General features: G+C 60.6%; 15 protein-coding genes and 1 pseudogene. 9 read left to right on the top strand and 7 right to left on the bottom strand.

Translation table 11 applies throughout. The features are described 5' to 3' along the window. Window positions 1-4 precede the first annotated feature (4 nt). Window positions 5-520 carry a xanthine phosphoribosyltransferase gene (gene gpt / locus BM177_RS12000; RefSeq protein WP_091682674.1) on the top strand — a complete coding sequence of 172 codons (516 nt, stop codon included), beginning with the start codon at window positions 5-7 and terminating at the stop codon, window positions 518-520. Between the two features lie 539 nt (window positions 521-1,059). Next, a complete protein-coding gene (locus tag BM177_RS11995) occupies window positions 1,060-3,477 on the top strand; it encodes an arylsulfatase (RefSeq protein WP_091682916.1) in 2,418 nt (805 codons plus the stop codon). Window positions 3,478-3,655: 178 nt separating this feature from the next. Here BM177_RS11995 and BM177_RS11990 read toward each other — a convergent pair whose 3' ends face one another. The 3 genes from BM177_RS11990 to BM177_RS11980 form a co-directional block, all read right to left on the bottom strand. Then, the gene (locus BM177_RS11990) at window positions 3,656-4,072 is read right to left on the bottom strand and encodes an EVE domain-containing protein (protein WP_091682672.1); all 417 of its coding nucleotides are present in this window, start codon (window positions 4,070-4,072) and stop codon (window positions 3,656-3,658) included. Window positions 4,073-4,086: 14 nt separating this feature from the next. Then, a complete protein-coding gene (locus BM177_RS11985; RefSeq protein ID WP_091682669.1) occupies window positions 4,087-5,106 on the bottom strand; it encodes an NAD(P)H-dependent glycerol-3-phosphate dehydrogenase in 1,020 nt (339 codons plus the stop codon). Window positions 5,107-5,303: 197 nt separating this feature from the next. Continuing rightward, window positions 5,304-5,996: a helix-turn-helix transcriptional regulator gene (locus tag BM177_RS11980; protein WP_139223600.1), complete on the bottom strand. Its 693-nt coding sequence runs from the start codon at window positions 5,994-5,996 to the stop codon at window positions 5,304-5,306. A 564-nt stretch (window positions 5,997-6,560) separates the two neighbouring features. Between BM177_RS11980 and thrS the strand changes: the two genes are divergently transcribed. Both thrS and BM177_RS11970 read left to right on the top strand, forming a co-directional pair. After that, on the top strand, window positions 6,561-8,510 hold the full coding sequence (gene thrS / locus BM177_RS11975) for a threonine--tRNA ligase (RefSeq protein WP_091682665.1): 1,950 nt from the start codon (window positions 6,561-6,563) through the stop codon (window positions 8,508-8,510). A gap of 352 nt (window positions 8,511-8,862) precedes the next feature. Next, the gene (locus tag BM177_RS11970; RefSeq protein ID WP_091682663.1) at window positions 8,863-10,326 is read left to right on the top strand and encodes an undecaprenyl-phosphate glucose phosphotransferase; all 1,464 of its coding nucleotides are present in this window, start codon (window positions 8,863-8,865) and stop codon (window positions 10,324-10,326) included. Window positions 10,327-10,464: 138 nt separating this feature from the next. On the opposite strand, the gene BM177_RS11965 is transcribed toward BM177_RS11970, so the two are convergent. Continuing rightward, a complete protein-coding gene (locus tag BM177_RS11965) occupies window positions 10,465-11,517 on the bottom strand; it encodes a DUF2125 domain-containing protein (RefSeq protein ID WP_175492590.1) in 1,053 nt (350 codons plus the stop codon). A 130-nt stretch (window positions 11,518-11,647) separates the two neighbouring features. On the opposite strand from BM177_RS11965, the gene BM177_RS11960 reads away from it, so the two are divergent. Beyond that, on the top strand, window positions 11,648-12,172 hold the full coding sequence (locus BM177_RS11960) for a gamma-glutamylcyclotransferase (protein WP_091682659.1): 525 nt from the start codon (window positions 11,648-11,650) through the stop codon (window positions 12,170-12,172). Window positions 12,173-12,386: 214 nt separating this feature from the next. Here the strand turns inward: BM177_RS11960 and BM177_RS11955 are convergent, their stop codons facing one another. Together BM177_RS11955 and BM177_RS11950 are read right to left on the bottom strand one after the other, a co-directional pair. Then, window positions 12,387-13,133: a lysophospholipid acyltransferase family protein gene (locus tag BM177_RS11955; RefSeq protein ID WP_091682657.1), complete on the bottom strand. Its 747-nt coding sequence runs from the start codon at window positions 13,131-13,133 to the stop codon at window positions 12,387-12,389. Window positions 13,134-13,408: 275 nt separating this feature from the next. Beyond that, entirely contained in the window at window positions 13,409-13,693 is a 285-nt protein-coding gene (locus BM177_RS11950) for a hypothetical protein (RefSeq protein WP_091682654.1), read from the bottom strand. Window positions 13,694-14,005: 312 nt separating this feature from the next. Here BM177_RS11950 and BM177_RS11945 point away from each other — a divergent pair, with 312 nt between their 5' ends. Genes BM177_RS11945 through metH form a run of 3 tightly spaced genes read left to right on the top strand, consistent with a single transcriptional unit; the run spans window position 14,006 to window position 19,734 of the window. After that, complete coding sequence (locus BM177_RS11945) at window positions 14,006-15,037, top strand: metalloregulator ArsR/SmtB family transcription factor (RefSeq protein WP_091682913.1); 1,032 nt, start codon at window positions 14,006-14,008, stop codon at window positions 15,035-15,037. Next, window positions 15,034-15,951 carry a methylenetetrahydrofolate reductase [NAD(P)H] gene (metF, locus tag BM177_RS11940; RefSeq protein WP_091682652.1) on the top strand — a complete coding sequence of 306 codons (918 nt, stop codon included), beginning with the start codon at window positions 15,034-15,036 and terminating at the stop codon, window positions 15,949-15,951. Before BM177_RS11945 ends, metF begins: the two co-directional genes overlap by 4 nt. Continuing rightward, the gene (gene metH, locus BM177_RS11935) at window positions 15,952-19,734 is read left to right on the top strand and encodes a methionine synthase (RefSeq protein WP_091682650.1); all 3,783 of its coding nucleotides are present in this window, start codon (window positions 15,952-15,954) and stop codon (window positions 19,732-19,734) included. It begins immediately after the preceding gene. 3 nt (window positions 19,735-19,737) lie between these two features. Here the strand turns inward: metH and BM177_RS19520 are convergent, their stop codons facing one another. After that, window positions 19,738-20,118: a hypothetical protein gene (locus tag BM177_RS19520; RefSeq protein WP_139223599.1), complete on the bottom strand. Its 381-nt coding sequence runs from the start codon at window positions 20,116-20,118 to the stop codon at window positions 19,738-19,740. A gap of 52 nt (window positions 20,119-20,170) precedes the next feature. Here BM177_RS19520 and BM177_RS11930 point away from each other — a divergent pair. Next, window positions 20,171-20,431 (top strand): annotated as a pseudogene (locus BM177_RS11930) (transposase); the annotation flags it as partial. Between the last annotated feature and the right edge of the window lie 17 nt (window positions 20,432-20,448).

Genomic DNA, 20,448 nt, shown 5'->3' with positions numbered 1-20,448 from the left:
CGGAATGAACGATTCAACAGCGCAGAAAGCAGCCGCCGAAAAGGCCTTCCACGTGTCCTGGGATCAATTTCATCGGGACGCGCGCGCGCTCGCATGGAGGCTCAGCGCGGCCGGGCCTTTTTCGGGAATGGTGGCGGTGACGCGCGGCGGGCTCGTGCCGGCCGCGATCGTCGCGCGCGAACTGAACCTTCGAATCATCGACACGTTTTGCGTCGCGAGCTACCGCGGTGAAACGATTCAGGGCGACATCGAAATCCTGAAAAGCGTCGCGCCGGAATTCTCCGGAAGCGGCGGCGAAGGCCTCCTCGTGATCGACGACCTCGCCGACACAGGCGCGACCGTCAACGCGCTGCGGACGATTTTGCCGCGCGCCCATGTCGCGACGGTCTACGCCAAACCGCTCGGGCGCCCCCGCGTCGACACGTTCGTCACCGAGGTCTCGCAGGACACCTGGATCTATTTTCCCTGGGATCTCGGCTTGAGTTTTCAGGCTCCGATCTCATCAAGAGAGGGGAGATAGGGATTTTCGCGCGGGGAAAGGTCGAAGGCGGGCCGTCCCGCCGGCGGCGCGCTTGTCTCGCGAGCGCTGCGCCGCTAAGCCCTTGATGGGCCCTTGTCGATTTTGATCGACTTCGGCTTTGCGGACGTGGCGAAACAGGTAGACGCAGCAGACTTCAATTGGAGTGCCCGCGGGGAAATCCGCGGAGCAGAACCGCTCAAAGTCGGGGAACGCTAAGGGTAAAGACCTAGGCCAATCCCGAGCCAAGCCCTTCAAAAGAGGGAAGGTGTAGAGACTAGACGGGCGGCGCCTCTGGCCTTTGGCTGTGGCGAAGGGATAGTCCAGACCACGAACGCTTGCGGGCGGCGGCGAAAGTCGAAGTGGTACGAAAATCTGCACCTCGAAAGGGGGTGGGGGTTCGAGTCCCCCCGTCCGCACCAAATTTAAGGGGCGCCTCGAGCGTGGCCGCGACGCGCCGTTGCTGGAATTGAACCGGGGTGTTACGGAGCGTTTCGCAATCCTGTTTCGGCATGGAGGCGCCTGTGGTCAGAATCGCATCGATGCTATGGACTGCCGGACTGGCCGCGCTTGCCTCTGGCTCCCTTTCACAGCCGCTCACCGCGCAGGAAATCCCCCTTGACCGGACCGAGCTGCCCATTCGCCAGCCGGTCTATCCGCCGGTAACGGAGCTTGACGCGCGAAAGGTCAAGCCGCCGCCATTCTTCCAGATCAAGGCGCCGCCGAGCGCGCCGAACGTGTTGATCGTGCTGATCGACGACATGGGTTTTGGCCAATCCAGCGCCTTTGGCGGTCCGGTCCGCATGCCGACGTTGGACGCGCTCGCGAACGAAGGGCTCCGCTTCAACGAGTTTCACACGACGGCGCTCTGCTCTCCCACCCGCGTCGCCTTGCTGACCGGACGCAACCACCACATCAACAATATGGGCTCGATCACCGAGACGGCGACGGCCTTCCAGGGGAATACGGGCGTCAGGCCCAATAGCGTCGCCCCGCTCGCTGAAATTTTGCGGCTCAATGGCTATGCGACAGGCGCTTTTGGCAAATCACACGAAACGCCGGTGTGGGAGCTTAGCGCGTCGGGACCGACGGATCGTTGGCCGACGCGCTCGGGCTTTGATAAATTCTACGGCTTCATCGGCGGCGAGACGGATCAATGGGCCCCGACGATTTGGGATGGGATGACTAAAATCCAGATCGACGAAAAGCCCGGCTATCACTTCATGACGGATATGACGAACCAGGCTATTGCGTGGGTTCAGTCGGAAAAGGCGCTGACGCCGGACAAGCCCTTCTTTATGTATTTCGCGCCGGGGGCGACCCACGCTCCGCACCACGTCCCGAAAGAATGGATCGCAAAATACAAGGGCCAGTTCGACATGGGCTGGGACAAATTGCGCGAGCAGACACTGGAACGTCAGAAAAAGCTCGGCGTCGTGCCCTCTGACGCCAAACTCGCGCCAAAGCCTGAAGCGATCAAGAACTGGGACGCGCTCACCGCAGATGAAAAGCGATTGTTCGCACGTCAGATGGAGGTGTTCGCCGGGTTTGGCGAATATGCCGATACCGAGATTGGCCGTCTGATCGCCACGCTGAAGGATCTCGGTCAGTTGGACAACACCCTCATCTTCTTCATCGTCGGCGACAATGGCGCAAGCGCCGAGGGAGGCATGAACGGTCTTTTCAATGAAATGACCTATTTCAACGGCGTGCCCGAACCGATTGAGGAGCAGGTCAAACATATCGACGACCTTGGCGGTCCGCTCGGCCATAATCACTATGCAGCTGGCTGGGCGGTCGCGGGCGACACGCCGTTCACGTGGACGAAGCAAGTAGCGTCAAGCTACGGCGGCACCCGCAACGGCATGGTCGTCCATTGGCCGAAAGGCGTGCAAGCTAAGAACGAGATTCGCTCGCAATGGCACCACGTGATAGACGTGGCGCCTACAATTCTGGAAGCGGCGGGGCTGCCCGAGCCGCGCGTCGTGAATGGAACGCCGCAAACGCCGATCCAGGGCGTCAGCATGTTGCCCGCCTTCGATGACGCGAAGGCGCCGGAGAATCATCTGACGCAATATTTCGAGATGTTCGGAAACCGCGGCGTTTACTCCGAAGGCTGGCTCGCGGGTACGGTTCACAGGGCGCCCTGGGAAACCAAGGTCCGGGCCGCGCTCGGGGACGATAAGTGGGAATTGTATGATACGAAATCGGACTTCAGTCTTACTAACGACCTAGCGTTGGCGAACCCCGGAAAACTGCGCGAAATGCAGAAGATTTTCACGCAAGAGGCGATCGCCAACCATGTTCTGCCGATCGACGATCGCTTGTTTGAACGAGCCAATCCGGAGGTGGCGGGCAGGCCTGATCTCATGGCTGGCCGCAATTCGCTCACGGTCTATGGCGACATGTTCGCCATTCCGGAGAACGCCTTTATTAATGTCAAAAACGCGTCATTCACGATCACTGCGAATGTGATTGTTCCCAAAGAAACCGCCAATGGCGTGTTGGTCGCCCAGGGCGGTCGCTTCGGCGGATGGAGCCTCTACATCAAAGACGGTGATCCGGTTTATCACTACAATTTTCTGGGCCAGAAGAGCTTTACGGTGAGGTCCGGCAAACGTCTCGCTCCCGGTAAAGCGACCATCGCGTTCGATTTTGCCTATGACGGCGGCGGTCCGGGAAAGGGGGGGACAGGAACTTTATCCGTCAACGGCGAGAAGGTCGCAGCGGGCCGCATCGCGGTCACCCAATGTTGCGGGTTTTCGGCGACGGTGGGCGCCGATGTCGGGATGAACACAGGCACGCCGGTTTCGCCGGAATACTCAAATCCGTTCAAGTTCAACGGGAAGATCGAGAAGATCACGATTGATCTGAAGAACGATAAAGCCAGCTCGGCCGATCAGAATGCGATTGAACAAGAGCAAAGCGAGTCGAAGCTGAAACGGGCGGTGGCCAACTAGTCTAGATCAACGTCCGATTAGATCGCTCCGCTCTGATCCGACCGGATGCGACCTTAGAGCGCTTTCCGATCGCATGAAGTCATGCTATCGATCAGAAATCGCTCCAGAATCAAAAGCTTGAGCATATTCTTCTCGATTGGATTGATTCAATCCGATCGGAATAGGCTCTAGCGGCGCCTCAAACACCGCCGCCCTCATCGCAGATGATCTTCCACTCCGCCGCCGTGACCGGCTGAACCGAAAGCCGCGAATTCTTGACAAGAATCATGTCCTGCAAGCGTTCGTCGGCCTTGATCGCCTCGAGCGTCACGGGGCGTTTCAGCGGCTTGACGGCGCGCACGTCGACCATGCCGAATTTGCCCGACGGATCGCTTGGATCGGGATAATAAGGCTTTGTGATCTCGACGAGTCCGACGATCGCCTTGCCCTCATTCGAATGATAGAAAAAGGCCTGCTCGCCGACCTTCATCGCCATCAGGTTCAGCTTGGCTGAATGGTTGCGCACGCCGTTCCAGAACGTGCCCTCCTTGCCGGCCTTGACCTGATCGTCCCAGGACCATTTGCCGGGCTCGCTCTTCAGCAGCCAGTGCGCCAATTTACCGCCTCCGGTTAGCGAATCTCGCCGAATTCCGCCTTTGAAGGGCGCGTCATCAAAGCCGCGATGGCTTCGTCGATCGTGATCTGCTCTGCGAGGACGGCGTCCACGGCGCTGGCGATCGGCATGTCGACGCGCTTCGCGTTGGCGAGATCGACAAGAACGCCGCAGGTGTGCACGCCTTCGGTCAGGCCGGAGCGTTGCGTGGCTTCCTCGAGCGTCATGCCGCGCCCGAGAGAGACGCCTAGGGAAAAATTCCGCGACATCGGCGAGGTGCAGGTCAGCACAAGATCGCCAAGTCCCGAAAGTCCCATCAGCGTCTTCGGCTCCGCTCCAAGGGCGATTCCGAATCTGCTGAGTTCGGCGAAACCACGGGCCAGCAAGGCGGCGCCGGCGCTGGCGCCAAGGCCGCGGCCGGCGGCGACGCCATTGGCGATGGCGAGCACGTTCTTCGCCGCCCCGCCGATTTCAGCGCCCCTGAGGTCGGTCGAGGAATATAGCCGGAACCAGGGCGTCGACAGGAGGCTTGCAAGTTCGGCGGCGAGTTCGCCGTCCAGCGCGGCGAGCGTGACGGCGGTGGGAAGGCCGCTCGCAACGTCGCTGGCGAAACTTGGCCCGGAGAGGACGGCCGGCGGGTGATCGGGCAGGATCGACGCCGCTACTTCGCTGAGAAAAAGCCCGCTTGAATGCTCAATGCCCTTTGCGCAGATGATGATCGGAGCGCCGGGTTTGATATGCGCCGCCAGCGCTTCGAGCGTGGACCGCAGGGTCTGCGCGGGGACAACGGCGAGGATGACGTCCGCGTTCGAGGTGTCGGCGAGATCGGCGGTCGGCCGGATATTCGAAAGAAGCGGCACGCCGGGAAGGTATCGCGCGTTGACCCCGGTGGCCGACATTTCTTCGACATGGGACGCGTTGCGCGCCCAAAGGGCCACTTGGACCGAAGGCTGGGCGCGCGCCGCGAGATTGGCGAGCGCCGTTCCCCAAGCTCCGCCGCCCAAAACCGCGATCTGGCGGATGCCCTCCGTCACCATGCGTCATTCCTCGTCCGGTCACGGTCAATCTTCTGTTGCGCCAGCGTTTAAGCGCGAACTTGAGGAGGGGAGTCAAGTCTTGAGCGCCGCCGCCGGCGGCGCCTGGGAACAGCGGCGCCGCCGGGAAGGAAACGAAGGGCCGGGGACAATTGGCCTGGGAACTGGCGCGCCGGTAGTCACTGAACCTGTACGGGCCGTTACTGAACCTGTAAAAGCAGCGCGACGAGTTCGCTTTGCCGATGCGTGCCGGTCTTCGAGAAAATGGATTTGAGCTGGTTCCTCGCCGTTTCCCGGGAAATCTTGAGTTCCTGTGCGGCCGTATCAGGACCGGCGCCGCGGGCGATGATGCAGCCGAGCCTTGCTTCGGAGGGGGTGAGGCCGAAGGTCTTCGCCAGAATTTCAGCAGGCGGTCCTGGTTTCGGCCCCAGGGCGTTCAAGGTCAGGAGAGAACGCACTTCCCGCGAAGGCCAGCGCGCCGCCCCGTCGAAAGGCCAGACGCGAAGCAAAACCGGAAGTCTGTCCTTCCTTGGAACGACAATGGGGTCCGCGGCGGGAGCGATCGGCGCAGCGGAGTCCTTTAAAAGGACGATGAGCGACTGCAGTTTGGCGCGCGCGCCGGCGTCCCGGATCACCACACGGCGGTCCCGGACGTAAATGTCGTTGTTGAAAACGGAGTTCGCCGCGACATTCGATTCGACGACGAAACCGTCGCCGTCCAGTAGGACTGCAGGCTGTCGCAGGATATTCAAAGCGTTGGCTGATTCCGGCGCGGCCGTGGGAGAGGCCGAAAGGGCTGCAATCTCGATCAGGCTCCGCGTGAATGCGGTCAAGATCCGCTTTTCTTCGGCGACAAGATCAGCTTCTTCGAAGCACAAAGCGTAAGGAGTCATGGGATCGCCAATACTTGGATGTTGGGACATTGATCAGAAATATCGGGGTTGTGGATAATTACGTCCGGACGAATTTTGTTTATTATCACTTGAAATCATGCTAGGGCATGTTTTGCTGATTTTAGTATAAGCTTTTTGGTAAAATACGTCATGAACATCTCTCGGCCGTGACTATCCGTTAATTCCATCAGACAGAAAATAACTTTCCCCGGATGGTTCTTAACAGCAGCGCAACGGCTATGATGTGTCAAAACGCACAACCATTTGCTAAGATCAAATATAAACATGATCCTAGATGCAACCGCCAGTCGTCGTATGGGGAATGTTTCTCAGTAAAGTAGAGCATATTTCCAAAGCCTTGGCGGGGCCCGAGCTTTCGAGCGATTCGTTCGCAAATGGCGAGCCGCGGGTCTTGCGCAAAGGAGCTGGCCTTCACGATGATTTTGGTTCAAAAGCGGGCGCCTTCTAAGAGATAAGCAACACGTAAGAGATTAAGACGCACGAGCCGACCTCCGCAACGCGCTTACGCCGATTGGTATCGGCGAGTGAGCAAAGGACAAAAACATGATTTCGGTGACATTCCCCGACGGCGCATCCCGCGCCTTCGAGCCTGGCGTGAGCGGCCATGAGATCGCCCGAAGCATCTCGCCATCGCTCGCCAAACGCACCGTCGCTATGGTTCTCGACGGAGCCCTCAGCGATCTCTCGGACCGGGTCGCGAGCGACGCGAAAGTGGAGTTCATCAGCCGCGATGATCCCCGCGCGCTCGAACTCATCCGGCACGATGCGGCGCACGTTCTGGCGGAGGCCGTCCAGACGCTTTATCCGGGCGCCCAGGTCACGATCGGGCCGGTGATCGAGAATGGATTTTATTATGATTTCTACCGGGCCGAGCCATTTACCCCGGAAGATTTCGCCGCCATAGAGGCGAAAATGGCGGAGATCGTCCGACAGGATCGGCCGTTCACCAAGGAAGTCTGGACTCGCGATCAGGCCAGAAACTGGTTCGAGGCGCGCGGCGAGGCCTTCAAGGTTGAGCTGGTCGAGTCGATTCCGGGCGATGAAGACCTGAAGATCTATAAGCAGGGCGATTGGCTCGACCTCTGCCGGGGGCCGCACATGACCTCGACCGGCAAGATCGGCGAGGCCTTCAAATTGATGAAACTCGCGGGCGCCTATTGGCGCGGCGATTCCAACAGGCCGATGCTGCAACGGATCTACGGGACGGCTTTCGCCAGCCGCGAGGATCTTGCGGCCTATCTTCAGCAGCTGGAGGAAGCCGAGAAGCGCGATCACCGCCGGCTGGGGCGCGAAATGGATCTCTTCCATTTCCAGGAGGAAGGTCCGGGAACGATCTTCTGGCATCCGAAGGGCTGGACGCTGTTCCAGACGCTCATTTCCTATATGCGCCGGCGTCAGCAAGCGGCGGGATATGTGGAGGTCAATACGCCGCAGGTGCTCGACCGGGCGCTTTGGGAGACGTCGGGCCATTGGCAGACGTATCGCGAAAACATGTTTCTGACGAAAACCGAGGACGACCGAATTTTCGCGCTGAAGCCGATGAATTGCCCCGGCCATGTGCAGATCTTCAAGAACGGATTGAAGTCTTACCGGGACTTGCCGTTGAAGATCGCCGAATTCGGCGTCGTCCATCGCTACGAGCCGTCCGGCGCGCTCCATGGAATGATGCGCGTTCGCGCGTTCACGCAGGATGACGCGCATATTTTCTGCACCGAAGATCAGATCATGAAAGAAAGTCTTAAGGTTAACGACCTTATTTTGTCGATCTATGAGGATTTCGGCTTCCAGGATATCGTGATCAAACTGTCGACGCGGCCGGAAAAACGCGTGGGGTCGGACGAGGCTTGGGATAAAGCCGAAGCGGCTTTATCGCGCGTGCTCGAAACCCTCGCGGCGCGCGGAGCGAAGACGGCGATCAACGAGGGCGAAGGGGCTTTTTACGGGCCGAAGCTGGAGTATACGCTGCGCGACGCGATCGGACGTGAATGGCAATGCGGAACGACCCAGGTCGATTTCAATCTTCCCGACCGATTCGGCGCCTTTTACATCGGCGCGGACAGCGAGAAAAAGACGCCCGTCATGCTTCACCGGGCCATGTTCGGTTCGCTCGAACGCTTCACCGGCATCCTGATCGAGCATTTCGCCGGCCATCTGCCGCTCTGGCTTGCGCCGGTTCAAATTGTCGTCGCGACGATCACCCAGGACGGCGATGGCTACGCGCGCGACGTGATCGCGGCCGCGCGCGCGAAAGGACTCCGCGTCGAGGGCGACCTTCGCAACGAGAAGATCAATTATAAGGTGCGCGAACATTCCCTCGCGAAAGTTCCCGTTCTCCTCGTCGTCGGGAAACGGGAAGCCATAGACCGTACGGTTTCCGTGCGAAGGCTCGGATCGCAAGATCAGATCATTGCGTCGCTGGACGAGGCGCTGGGCTCGCTCGCCGCCGAATCGGAGGCGCCGGATTTGAAGCGGCTGCGCCGCCCCGGTCCGTAGCCGACAGCGCCAATCATGACTGCTATGTGACGGTTTTGAGGCAAATCTGAGGAAAACGAGTATAACATTAATCAAAACCGAATTAGGCAAATGCATTGTTCCCTAAAATGGGCGTTGTGCATCAAATGAGCTTGGATTTGCCTAACCCGATGGCTTCTGGGCTCATTTTAGGGCTGCGGCGCATAGTTAATCGTGTGCATCCCTGATCATCATCGCAAAAGTTGTACGGATTAATCTAATCTAGGCTTTTGCAAGTGTGATCGCGCACAGCGCCTGCAGCATTTTGGGTTGATTTTTGCATCCTCTTTTACCATAATGCAGGCCGTTCCTGCCGATCAGAGCGAGTTTATTAATGTACTTTAATCGCTTGAGCCAGATCACAGGGGCTGAAGTCGAGCACAAGGCGAACTCGGGCCTGATCAGCCCGTTTAGGATTTCTTGCCAGAATATAGAGTCAATTGTAGCTTTTTTTGATTTAATACTTATCATTTTTGCCTGTGTCGCCGCCGGAGTGCTTTATCATTACGTCTGGCTCGGCGAGGACACTGGAGTCGGTTTTGACTTCGCCTTCGGCGCGGCCAATGGTCTCTTGTATGTGTATGTCGCGGCCACCCGCGGCCTCTACCGTCTGCCTGTGCTTCTGGCGTTCGCTCAATATTCGGCAAGACTGGTCGTGACCTGGGCGATCGTTGGCCTTTTCGCGACCAGCTGCCTGCTTCTGGTGCCGGGTCAGGGCGTTATTTACGGCTCCGTCATCACCGCCGGCGTCCTTCAGATCGTGCTTCTGTTTCTGATTCGCTGGGCCTGGCAGAGGCTATCGCGTTCGATGATGGCTGCGGGAAGCCTCGCCGGAAGCCGCGTGTTGACAATCGGAGAGCCCGCCGAGTTGTTAAGGCTGAGTTCGTCGGTTCTGTTCCGGTACTTTGGCCTGAGCGAGGTGGGGCGCGTTTCCGTGAAATCGAATCATGGTCCGGCGTCTGACGAGGTTCTCGCCGCGATCGACCGGGCGCTGCATGAGGCCCGCGAGAAGGGCGTGCAGGAATTTGTCCTCGCCCTGCGCTGGAGCAGCAAGGAGTTGCTCGAGACGGTGCGGGAACGGCTTCAGGCTTCGCCGCTTCCGGTGAGGCTGCTGCCGGACTACACCATCCGATCGGTCCTTGGCCGGCGCGCCATGTCGACCGGGGGGCCTTCGCTGACGCTCGAGGTTCAGCGCGCGCCGCTGACTCCGGTGGAAATGGCGATGAAGCGCAGCCTGGACCTGGTTTGCGCCTCGATCGCAATCCTTCTTCTGTCGCCGCTCCTGATCATCGTCGCAACGGCGGTGAAACTCGACAGTTCAGGCCCGATCATTTTCCGCCAGCGCCGAAATGGTTTCAATTCGAAACAATTTGTCATCTTCAAGTTTCGCACCATGTCCGTCCTCGAAGACGGGACGAAAATAACCCAGGCGAAGCGGGGCGATCACCGGGTCACCCGGGTCGGCCAATTGCTGCGCAGGTCGAGCATCGACGAACTGCCGCAATTGTTCAATGTCCTGAAGGGCGACATGTCGCTCGTCGGGCCGCGCCCTCACGCTTTGGCGCATGACAACGAATACAAAGGGCTGATCGCGAAATATGCGTTTCGCCACCATGTCAAGCCAGGGATTACGGGCTGGGCTCAGGTTCATGGCCTGCGCGGCGAAACCGGATTGCTGGAGCAGATGGCGGAACGCGTCAAACTCGATCTATGGTATGTCAATCACTGGTCGTTCGGTCTCGATATCAACATTCTGTTGCGGACCTGCTTCGAAGTGATGCGCAACCGCGCTTACTGATCCCGAAGTTTTCCTTCTTCCCAATCCTTTATAAGACCGTGGGCCGCGCGTTCTGAATGAAGCGCGGCCGCCGAGGTCTTTAAAAAAAGTCTGGCCTCTCCCCCACTGGGGGAGAGGGGGCGCAATTCAAACCCATCTTCAATACAGCGGCGGCAAGCGTATGGAGGTTCGCACCGGACCGACTGAAAGCCGGCCGTCCGCAAATGTCACCGGAATCGGCAGTTTCGGCGTCCCATCGTCGTCCTGACGCCGTCCCAGGAAATTCGTCAGGAATGTTCCAGCGGCGGCGATCGCCGGGTCGATGCCCAGCGTCTCCAAGATCGGTCCCAGTCCCGAGAACCCGGTATCGAGGCGCCCTTCGATCCGATGTTCGCCATCGAGCTTCAACGCCCCCCGAGCATCGAGGCGCATGTTGCCGCTGGCCACCCGCACTCTCTTGACCTCAACGCGGCCCCCGGCGTTGCGCCAGCTTTCCATGCGCGCGCCAAGAAGTCCCGTGGATAAAAAATCGATTTGCGTGACGATGCTTTCCGTCAGGACATCCCACGGGAGATTTGAGCCGGACAGATGGTTCAGCGCGGGAAGAATAGCGCCGTTGGTGGACAGGACGACATTATAGGCGCCGTCATGCCGGTCCATCGCCTCGATCGCGGCGGCGCGGACATCCGGCAGGGTCGCCGCGACCGGCTCGCCCGCCAAAGTTCCCTCAGCATTGACCTGCTCGCCGGACAATGAGACGCGCGTCAGTGCGTCCGGCCGTCCTTCGAGGTCGAGGGTAAGGCTTTCCCAGCGGAGCGTAAGGTTCAAGGCTCCGTCGACGCCCTTCGCCGAAAACGGCGGCTCGAAACTCGCGATCACACTTTCCGGACGCATCAGCGGCGAGGTGGCGCGAAAGCCCTTGAGCGTCCCAGCCATTTTCTGGCCGAAAAACTCTCCATCAAACGCCGGATTGACGCAGGAAATTTCGAGTTCGAACGGATAGCCGCCGATTTTGCGCTCCGGGCATGTCCAGGTCCGTCCGGTCGCGGCCTCCCGCTCCACCCAGGCGGTGAGCATCTGCTCGGTTTTGCGCGATGCGATAAACCAGAAGATAGACCATCCGATGATCGCGGCGCTGACCGCTGCGGCGGGAATGAGGAATACAGGGCTCCTGATCCCGCTCGATTTCCGCTTGAATGCATTGGACGGCATATTTATTCCTCCCTTGAGAAAAGGGCCTGCAAATCCGGCCGCGCCGATTCGAAGGGCGACCCCGGAGCCTGCGGCCCTCCTCATTGTGTTTCGGCTTTATAGCGTCCCGACTCCAGAGCGAAAACACTGAATGGCGCAGACGGCTGATCTTTGGGTGTTTGGCTACGGATCTTTGATCTGGCGGCCGGGATTCGCCTTCGTGGAGCGCCATCGCGCGGTGGTGCGCGGCTATCATCGCTCGCTTTGCGTCTATTCGCATGTCCACCGCGGCACAAGGGACCGGCCGGGTCTGGTTCTGGGCCTCGACCGGGGCGGCTCGTGCCTTGGAATCGCGTTTCGCATCGAATTGGGCGATGCGGCCGCGACGCTTTCCTACTTGCGCGAGCGCGAGCAGGTCACGGCCGTCTACAAGGAGGCCGTGCTGCGCGCGCGCCTGACCGACGGTCGCGTCGTTCCGGCTGTCTGTTACGTCGCCGACCGCGCGCATTCCCAATATGCCGGACGGCTTGAACGAAGCGAACTCGTCCGGCTTGTCGCGCAGGCCTCGGGCCTCTCCGGCTGTAATCCCGAATATATCAAGAACACGCATTCACATCTTGCCGAGCTTTCGATCCGGGACGAAACACTCGAATGGCTGGCGAGCCGGCTGGATTGATCAACGCGCCGTCCGGGAGGCCGCCGGACGGCGCGTTGAACGCGGACGCGAAGTTGGCGGACTCCCTCGCAGTCATTTGCTCGAACTTTGGATCCATGAACTTTGGATCAATGAGCTGAAGTCAAAACATTTAATGTCTCTAAGCTTCTGACATGAACAAAACAAGAACAAAAGCAGAAACTGTCAAGGGGTTTTTGCCCCGCGCTTGTCTCGATCAGTCCGCCAATGCGGTCTTGAGACCCGGATCATCGGCCACCGCCTCGGCGATGAGGGCCGCCGTCGCGGCCTCGATTTCCGTCTGCAACCGGTTTGCGAACGTTTTCTTGTCGAGACCTGGCGCGAGCGGAGGCAGAAACTCGATCACCGCGGTTCCTGACCGCAACGGGCCGCTGCGCGGCCAAAACAGACCCGTGTTCAGCGCCACCGGCGCGCAGATGGCGCCTGTCGCGGCGTAAAGATGGGCGACGCCGGACTTGTAATCGGGCGGCGCGCCCGCCTGTCTGCGGGTGCCTTCGGGAAAAATAAAAATCTGCCGCCCTTGGGCCGCCGCTTCGCCGACCTGTTTGATGAGGTCGGCCATCGCCTGGCCGCGTTTGGCGCGGTCGATCGCGATCTGTCCGGCGCCCGAGAGGTACCAGCCAAAAATCGGGATGCCCATGAGTTCCCGCTTCAACACATAGCTGAAATCATGGGTGATCGTGGTGAGCGCCAGCGTCTCCAGCGCTGATTGATGTTTGGCGGCGATGATGCAGCCGCCCTGCGGCAGACGGTCGAGGCCGCGGAACTCGACCTTGACCCCGCCGACCTTGTCGAGAAGCCAGATCGACGTTCCTGTCCAGAATCGAGCATAGGCCTGCACGCCCCGCCGGTCCCGCAGGAGGATGGGCAGGCCGAAGATCGCGAGAAGAGTGGTGAGGGAATAAAAAGCGGCGTGAAACAGGATCGAGCGGATCGCTTGCATGGCGTTTTTGTGGGTTGGGGGGCGTATCCTTCGAGATTCAGGCGTCGCCCGCTCCCCAGGATGGGGATCGCTTAACCGGCATTCTCGACGAGGTCAAAGGGCGGGCATGACGAGGTCAAAGGGCGAGCGCGACCAGACAAAGGGCGCGCACGACGCGGTGAAGGGCGCGCGGCCCCGGGGAATCGCCCGGAGCCGGCCTCGCGCCCCAGAGGGCGACGCCTTATGAACCTTCGCCCGAAGTCAGCTTGCCAAGTTTGCCAAGTCAGCTTGCCAAGTCAGCTTTCCTTGCACTTTTCTCGGAATTCCTTGCGCGCCTTGCCGTGCAGCTTCTGGGCGTCGGCCTTCATCGAACATTCCTTCGCCTTGGCTTTTTTTGCGGTCATGTCGGCGGCGTCCGCGGGCTTCGCCAGGTCTTTCGCCTTCGTCTCGGCTCCCTTCATGTCCATGCCGGGCTTCATCGTCGGAGCGGCGGGGGCGGAAGGAGCGGCCGTTTGCGCATAAGTCGCCGGGGCGAAGGACAGCGTGAGGACGAAGGCGACGATCAAGGATTTCATTTTCATGGTTTTACCTTTCGTGAGACTGGCAGCCTTGACGCCGGACCAGAACCCGGCTTTCGGGCGTCGTCGTTCTCCAAAATATTGATAAAAAGCGTATGAGGGGCCGCGCCGTGCGCAAGCCTTTCCAAGTTCGTAGAGTCCAAATTTACGATTTCAGAACTGGTGTCGTTACACGAGGCGCGACAGTCCAACCTTTCCTGAAGCGAAGGCAGGAGACCTCAACATATCTTTCCGCGGTCCGGGAGGCCATTCCTAAAATCGAGGCGTATGTTTTTCTAGCTTTACATATAAATATATATGCATATGATGTTTTGCATGAACGATCCGAATTTTTCTTTGCCCCTCTCCGAACAGGCACCCTTCGAGGTCGTCCTCGCTGCGCTCAGCGCGGCCGGAGAAGCGACCCGTCTGCGCCTGCTCGCCTTGCTCGCCGAAGCCGAATTGACGGTCACAGAACTTGTCATGATTCTCGGACAGTCGCAGCCCCGCATCTCCCGCCATCTGAAACTGCTGACCGAGGCTGGCCTTGTCGAACGCCACAGGGAAGGGGCCTGGGCTTTTTTTCTGATGGCGCAGAACGGTCCGGCGGCGGGATTCGCGCGGGATATCATCGCCCGGCTGTCGCCCGGCGACGCCAATCTGCTCGCCGATCGCGCAAGGCTTTCCGAAGTGCGTCAGGCGCGAGCCGCGCAGGCCGCCCGGTATTTCGACGCTCAGGCGGCGAACTGGGACGAAGTCCGGGCGATGCACATTCCGGAGGAGCGCGTCGAGGCCGCGATCTGCGAGGCGATCGGGACGAAGCCGGTCAACGCCTTGCTCGATCTTGGAACGGGCGCCGGCCGCATGCTCGAGCTTCTGGCGCCGCTCGCCGCGCGCGCTGTCGGCGTCGATCAATCGCCGGGCATGCTGAGCGTCGCCCGCGTGCGCCTGGAGCGGGCCGGGCTGCGCAACGCGCAATTGCGCCAGGGCGATATTTACGCCTTGCCGGTCGAACCCAATTTTTACGATCTCGTCGTCATGCATCAGGTTCTGCATTATCTCGACGATCCGTTGCGGGCGATCCGCGAGGCTGCGCGGGCGCTGCGCGCCGGCGGTCAGCTCATCGTGGTCGATTTCGCCCCGCACGGAGAAGAAAATCTGCGCACGGTCCACGCCCACCGGCGCCTCGGGTTCGGCCCCGACGAAGTCGCCGCCTTTTTCGAGACCGTCGGGCTCGAACTCATCAGTAGACGCGACCTTGTCCCGGCTCCTTCCGAGGGCGGCAAGCTCGCGGTTTCGATCTGGCTTGGCCGCGACCGCCGCCTGATCGCCGATCCAGTCCCTCTCACCGCACGAGAAGTCGCATGAGCGAGAACGAGTCCTGTGATTTTCCCCGCGCGAGCCGCACGATCTGCCCTGACATTCGCGTGTCGTTCGAGTTTTTCCCGCCAAAGACGGTCGCCATGGAGGCGACGCTGTGGGAATCGATTTTTCGCCTTGCGCCTCTGCGGCCGAGTTTCGTGTCGGTGACCTATGGCGCTGGCGGCACGACGCGCGAGCGCACTCATGCGACCGTCGCCCGCATCGCCAGGGAAACAATCGTCAAGCCTGCGGCGCATCTGACCTGCGTCGCCGCGACGCGCGACGAGATCGACGAGATCGTTAAAGGCTATTGGGAGGCGGGGGTTCGCCACATCGTGGCGCTGCGCGGCGATCCGCAGGACGGCGTCGGCGCGAAGTTCCGCCCGCATCCGCAGGGGTATGAGAATTCCGCCGCTCTTGTCGCCGGCGTGCGCAGGATCGCTGATTTCGAGGTCTCGGTCAGCGCCTATCCGGAACGCCATCCCGAAAGCGCGTCGGTCGAGGCCGACGTCGACGTTCTGAAGGCGAAGATCGACGCCGGCGCGACCCGCGCGATCACGCAATTCTTTTTCGAAAACGAGTGCTATCTGCGATATCTCGACAAGGTGCGTTCGAAAGGCGTCGACATTCCGATCATTCCCGGCATCGTTCCGGTGCAAAGTTTCAAGCAGACGGCGAACTTCGCGGCGCGGGCGGGCGCGAGCGTGCCGCAATGGCTGGCCGACCGTTTCGAGGGGCTTGACGACGATCCCCAGACGCGGCGTCTCGTCGCCGCGACGGTGGCGGCCGAACAGGTTTTGGATCTTGTCGATCGCGGCGTCCGCGATTTTCATTTCTACACCATGAACCGCGCCGATCTCGTGTATGCGATCTGCCATCTCCTCGGGCTTCGGCCCAATCCAGAGCAAAAGGCCGCCTGAATGACGCAGAGCCCGAACGCGACCGCCGCGCGCCAGGAGAATGGCCAACAGATTGGTCAGGAGATTGGCCAGCAGATCGAGGCCGCCGCCCGCGAGCGGATTCTGGTGCTCGACGGCGCCATGGGCACGATGATCCAGCAGCACAAATTCAGCGAGGCGGAGTTCCGCGGCGAGCGCTTTGCGGACTGGCCAAGCGATCTGCGCGGCAACAACGATCTTTTGAGCCTCACCCAGCCGGAGGCGATCCGCGCCATCCATATCGCCTATCTGCAGGCGGGCGCCGACATCATCGGCTCTAACACCTTCAATTCGACGCGGATCTCCCAGGCCGATTACGCGATGGAGGAGCTGGTCGCCGAACTGAATTTCGAATCGGCGAAGCTCGCGCGCGAGGCGGCGGATCTTGTGCAGGCGCAAGACGGCCGCCCCCGCTTCGTCGCGGGAGCGCTCGGGCCGACGAGCCGGACGGCTTCGATTTCGCCCGACGTCAACAATCCCGGCTTTCGCGCGGTCAGCTTCGACGATCTGCGCGCCTCCTACGCCGAGGCGGCGAGCGCCCTGATCGAAGGCGGCTCCGACCTCCTGATCGTCGAGACGATTTTCGACACGTTGAACGCGAAGGCCGCGCTCGCCGCGATCGACGACGTCTTCAATGCGAAGGGCGTCCGGCTGCCGGTCATGATTTCGGGCACGATCACCGACCTTTCCGGCCGCACCTTGTCCGGCCAGACGCCAACCGCTTTCTGGCATTCCCTGCGGCACGCCAATCCGTTGACGATCGGACTCAACTGCGCCCTTGGCGCCCGCGAGATGCGGGCCCATCTCGCCGAACTCTCGCGCATCGCCGACACTTTGGTGTGCGCCTATCCCAACGCCGGGCTTCCGAACGAGTTCGGCCTCTACGACGAGAGCCCCGAATACATGGCTTCGCTCGTCGGCGAATTCGCCGAGGCGGGGCTCGTCAACATCGTCGGCGGCTGTTGCGGCACGACGCCCGCGCATATACACGCCATCGCCGAGCGGGTGAAGGGCGTCCCGCCGCGCAAGATCCCCGTGATCGACCCCATGCTGCGACTTTCAGGGCTGGAGCCGTTCGTGCTGACCTCGCAGATTCCGTTCGTCAACATCGGCGAGCGCACCAACGTCACTGGCTCGGCGAAATTCCGCCGCCTCGTCAAGGAAGGCGATTTCTCCGCCGCGCTCGACGTGGCGCGCGATCAGGTCGCGGCCGGCGCGCAGATCATCGACGTCAACATGGACGAAGGGCTGCTCGATTCGGAAAAGGCGATGGTCGAGTTCCTCAATCTCGTCGCCGCGGAGCCCGACATCGCGCGCGTCCCGGTGATGATCGACTCGTCGAAATTCGCCGTGATCGAGGCCGGCCTCAAATGCGTGCAGGGCAAGGCGGTCGTCAACTCGATCTCGATGAAGGAGGGCGTCGAGAAATTCATCGCCGACGCCAGAACCGTGCGCGCTTATGGCGCCGCCGTCGTCGTCATGGCGTTCGACGAGAAGGGCCAGGCGGACACGCTCGAGCGCAAGGTCGAGATTTCGTCGCGCGCCTACAAGATCCTGACCGAGGACGTCGGCTTTCCGGCCGAGGACATCATCTTCGATCCCAACGTGTTCGCCGTCGCGACCGGCATCGAGGAGCACAACAATTACGGGGTCGATTTCATCGAGGCGGCGCGGGAGATCCGCAAGCGCTTTCCGCTGGTGCATATTTCCGGCGGCGTCTCGAATCTGTCATTTTCGTTTCGCGGCAACGAGCCGGTGCGCGAGGCCATGCATTCGGTGTTTCTCTACCACGCCATCAAGGCCGGCATGGATATGGGGATCGTCAACGCCGGCCAGCTCGCGGTCTACGCGGAGATCGATCCGGAGCTGCGCGAGGCCTGCGAGGATGTGGTTCTCAACCGGCGCCCTGACTCGACAGAGCGGCTGCTGGCTCTCGCCGAAAGCTTCAAGGGTCGGAGCGGCGAGAAGGTCGAGAAAAATCTCGCCTGGCGCGAGGAACCGGTCGGCAAGCGTCTCGAACATGCACTGGTCAACGGAATCACCGAATTTATCGATCTCGATGTGGAGGAGGCCCGCGCCGCGTCCGTGCGCCCGCTCGACGTGATCGAGGGTCCGCTGATGGCGGGAATGAACGTCGTCGGCGATCTCTTCGGCGCCGGCAAGATGTTCCTGCCTCAGGTCGTCAAATCCGCGCGCGTGATGAAGCAGGCCGTCGCCTATCTCCTGCCTTACATGGATGAGGAGAAACGCCGGACCGGATCGGGCGAGCGTTCGAGCGCCGGCAAGATCCTGATGGCGACCGTCAAGGGCGACGTGCACGACATCGGCAAGAACATCGTCGGCGTGGTCCTCGCCTGCAACAATTATGAGATCATCGATCTCGGCGTCATGGTTTCGGCGGCGAGGATCCTCGCCGCCGCGAAGGAGGAGAAGGTCGATGCGATCGGGCTCTCCGGCCTCATCACGCCCTCGCTCGACGAGATGTGTTACGTCGCCGCCGAAATGGAGCGCGAAGGCTTCGACCTGCCGCTCCTGATCGGCGGGGCGACGACGAGCCGCGTTCACACCGCGGTCAAGATCCATCCCAATTACGCCAAAGGGCAGGCGGTCTACGTGACCGACGCGAGCCGTGCTGTCGGCGTCGTCCAGTCGCTTCTGACGCCCCATTCGCGCGACGCCGCGATCGAAGCCGTGCGCGCCGAATATTCCAGGGTGGCGGAAGCGCACCGGCGCTCCGAGGCCGACAAGCAGCGCCTGCCGCTGGCGAAGGCGCGGGCGAACGCGCTGAAACTCGATTGGGACGTCTATCAGACGCCGCGTCCTACGTTCACCGGCACGCGGGTGATCCGGACCTATCCCGTCGCCGAGCTCATTCCCTATATCGACTGGACCCCGTTCTTCCAGACCTGGGAAATGCGCGGCCGCTATCCGGCGATCCTCGATGATCCAAAACAAGGCGAGGCGGCGCGCCAGCTCTTCGATGACGCGCAGGCGATGCTGAAGCGCGTCGTCGAGGAACATTGGTTCGACCCCAAAGCCGTGATCGGTTTCTGGCCCGCCAATTCCGTCGGCGAGGACATCAAGCTCTACACCGGCGAGTCGCGAACCGGAGACCTTGCGACCTTCTACACGTTGCGTCAGCAATTGCTTCGCCGCGATGGCAAGCCCAACCTCGCGCTCGCCGATTTCATCGCCCCCGCCAGCAGCGGCAAGGCGGATTATCTCGGCGCCTTCGTGGTCACGGCCGGCGCGCAGGAAGGCAAGATCGCCGACCGCTTCGCCAAGGCCAACGACGATTACGGGTCGATCATGGTGAAGGCGCTCGCCGACCGCATCGCGGAGGCCTTCGCCGAGCGCATGCATGAACGCGTGCGACGCGAATTCTGGGCCTACGCCCCGGACGAGCATCTGACCAACGACCAGCGTCTTTCCGAGGATTATCGCGGGATTCGTCCGGCCCCCGGCTATCCGGCGCAGCCCGACCACACCGAAAAGGCGACGCTGTTCCGGCTGCTGGAAGCCGAAAGGCGGATCGGCGTTTCGCTGACCGAGAGTTTCGCGATGTGGCCGGGATCTTCGGTGTCCGGCCTCTATCTCGCGCATCCCGACGCGCATTATTTCGGCGTCGCGAAAGTCGAGCGCGATCAGGTCGAGGATTATTCCCGGCGCAAGGGCATGAGCATTATTGAAGTCGAGCGCTGGCTGGGGCCGGTGCTGAACTACGATCCGGCGTCGCTGCAGGCGGCGACGGCGGCGGCCGAGTGAATTTTAATCGCTTTCCAAATGGCTTAAATCTGAAAGTCGCTTCTCTATAAATGATTCGAGGCTATCGATAAGAGGTGGGCCTTCATTGAAAAAAGAGTCGTGGGCAGACCATTCGTTCAATCCAAAGCCTCGGTTATTTTGTTGTTCATAAAGCGCAGACCATATTGCCTTTTCGATGCACAGAAATTTATCTCGAATTTCTTTTGGTATCAATATGCTGTTCTTTTTTAGGTGTAATCCAAAGCTTTTTGTAAAATTCTGTGTTTCGATTAACTGATGCCAAAAAATTCGATCTTGGTAATATTTGTTTTTGTCATTTGATTCTCTTAACTGATCCTTTTCGTGTTCTTCCAATTTACAACCCGAGATGAATTGACCTGCCACTGAGATTTTCCTCCACGAGGATTTAGAGTCCGGCCTTTCAGAGGACGGACAGATGAAGCGAGCACGGTTCACGGAAGAGCAGATCATTGGCGTGTTGAAGGAGCACGAGGCTGGCGCAAAGACGGCCGATCTAGCGCGCCGGCATGGGGTCTCGGAAGCGACGCTCTACAACTGGAAGGCCAGGTACAGCGGCATGGACGTCTCGGAGGCCAAACGGCTGAAGCAACTCGAGGAGGAGAACGCGAAGCTGAAGAAGCTGCTGGCTGAGCAGATGCTGGATGCGGCCGCGCTCCGTGAGCTTCTTTCAAAAAAATGGTAGGGCCCGCCGCC

The sequence above is a fragment of the Methylocapsa palsarum genome (assembly GCF_900114285.1).
In the GTDB taxonomy this organism is placed as follows: Bacteria; Pseudomonadota; Alphaproteobacteria; order Rhizobiales; family Beijerinckiaceae; genus Methylocapsa; species Methylocapsa palsarum.
This window is presented reverse-complemented; position numbering and strand designations above follow the sequence as displayed.

What these genes read in the sequence shown, in the direction of transcription:
- gpt (WP_091682674.1), top strand. Translation starts at nt 5, where the DNA reads ATGAACGATTCAACAGCGCAGAAAGCAGCCGCCGAAAAGGCCTTCCAC.
- BM177_RS11995 (WP_091682916.1), top strand. Translation starts at nt 1,060, where the DNA reads ATGCTATGGACTGCCGGACTGGCCGCGCTTGCCTCTGGCTCCCTTTCA.
- BM177_RS11985 (WP_091682669.1), bottom strand. Translation starts at nt 5,106, where the DNA reads ATGGTGACGGAGGGCATCCGCCAGATCGCGGTTTTGGGCGGCGGAGCT.
- BM177_RS11980 (WP_139223600.1), bottom strand. Translation starts at nt 5,996, where the DNA reads ATGACTCCTTACGCTTTGTGCTTCGAAGAAGCTGATCTTGTCGCCGAA.
- thrS (WP_091682665.1), top strand. Translation starts at nt 6,561, where the DNA reads ATGATTTCGGTGACATTCCCCGACGGCGCATCCCGCGCCTTCGAGCCT.
- BM177_RS11970 (WP_091682663.1), top strand. Translation starts at nt 8,863, where the DNA reads ATGTACTTTAATCGCTTGAGCCAGATCACAGGGGCTGAAGTCGAGCAC.
- BM177_RS11965 (WP_175492590.1), bottom strand. Translation starts at nt 11,517, where the DNA reads ATGCCGTCCAATGCATTCAAGCGGAAATCGAGCGGGATCAGGAGCCCT.
- BM177_RS11960 (WP_091682659.1), top strand. Translation starts at nt 11,648, where the DNA reads ATGGCGCAGACGGCTGATCTTTGGGTGTTTGGCTACGGATCTTTGATC.
- BM177_RS11955 (WP_091682657.1), bottom strand. Translation starts at nt 13,133, where the DNA reads ATGCAAGCGATCCGCTCGATCCTGTTTCACGCCGCTTTTTATTCCCTC.
- BM177_RS11950 (WP_091682654.1), bottom strand. Translation starts at nt 13,693, where the DNA reads ATGAAAATGAAATCCTTGATCGTCGCCTTCGTCCTCACGCTGTCCTTC.
- BM177_RS11945 (WP_091682913.1), top strand. Translation starts at nt 14,006, where the DNA reads ATGAACGATCCGAATTTTTCTTTGCCCCTCTCCGAACAGGCACCCTTC.
- metF (WP_091682652.1), top strand. Translation starts at nt 15,034, where the DNA reads ATGAGCGAGAACGAGTCCTGTGATTTTCCCCGCGCGAGCCGCACGATC.
- metH (WP_091682650.1), top strand. Translation starts at nt 15,952, where the DNA reads ATGACGCAGAGCCCGAACGCGACCGCCGCGCGCCAGGAGAATGGCCAA.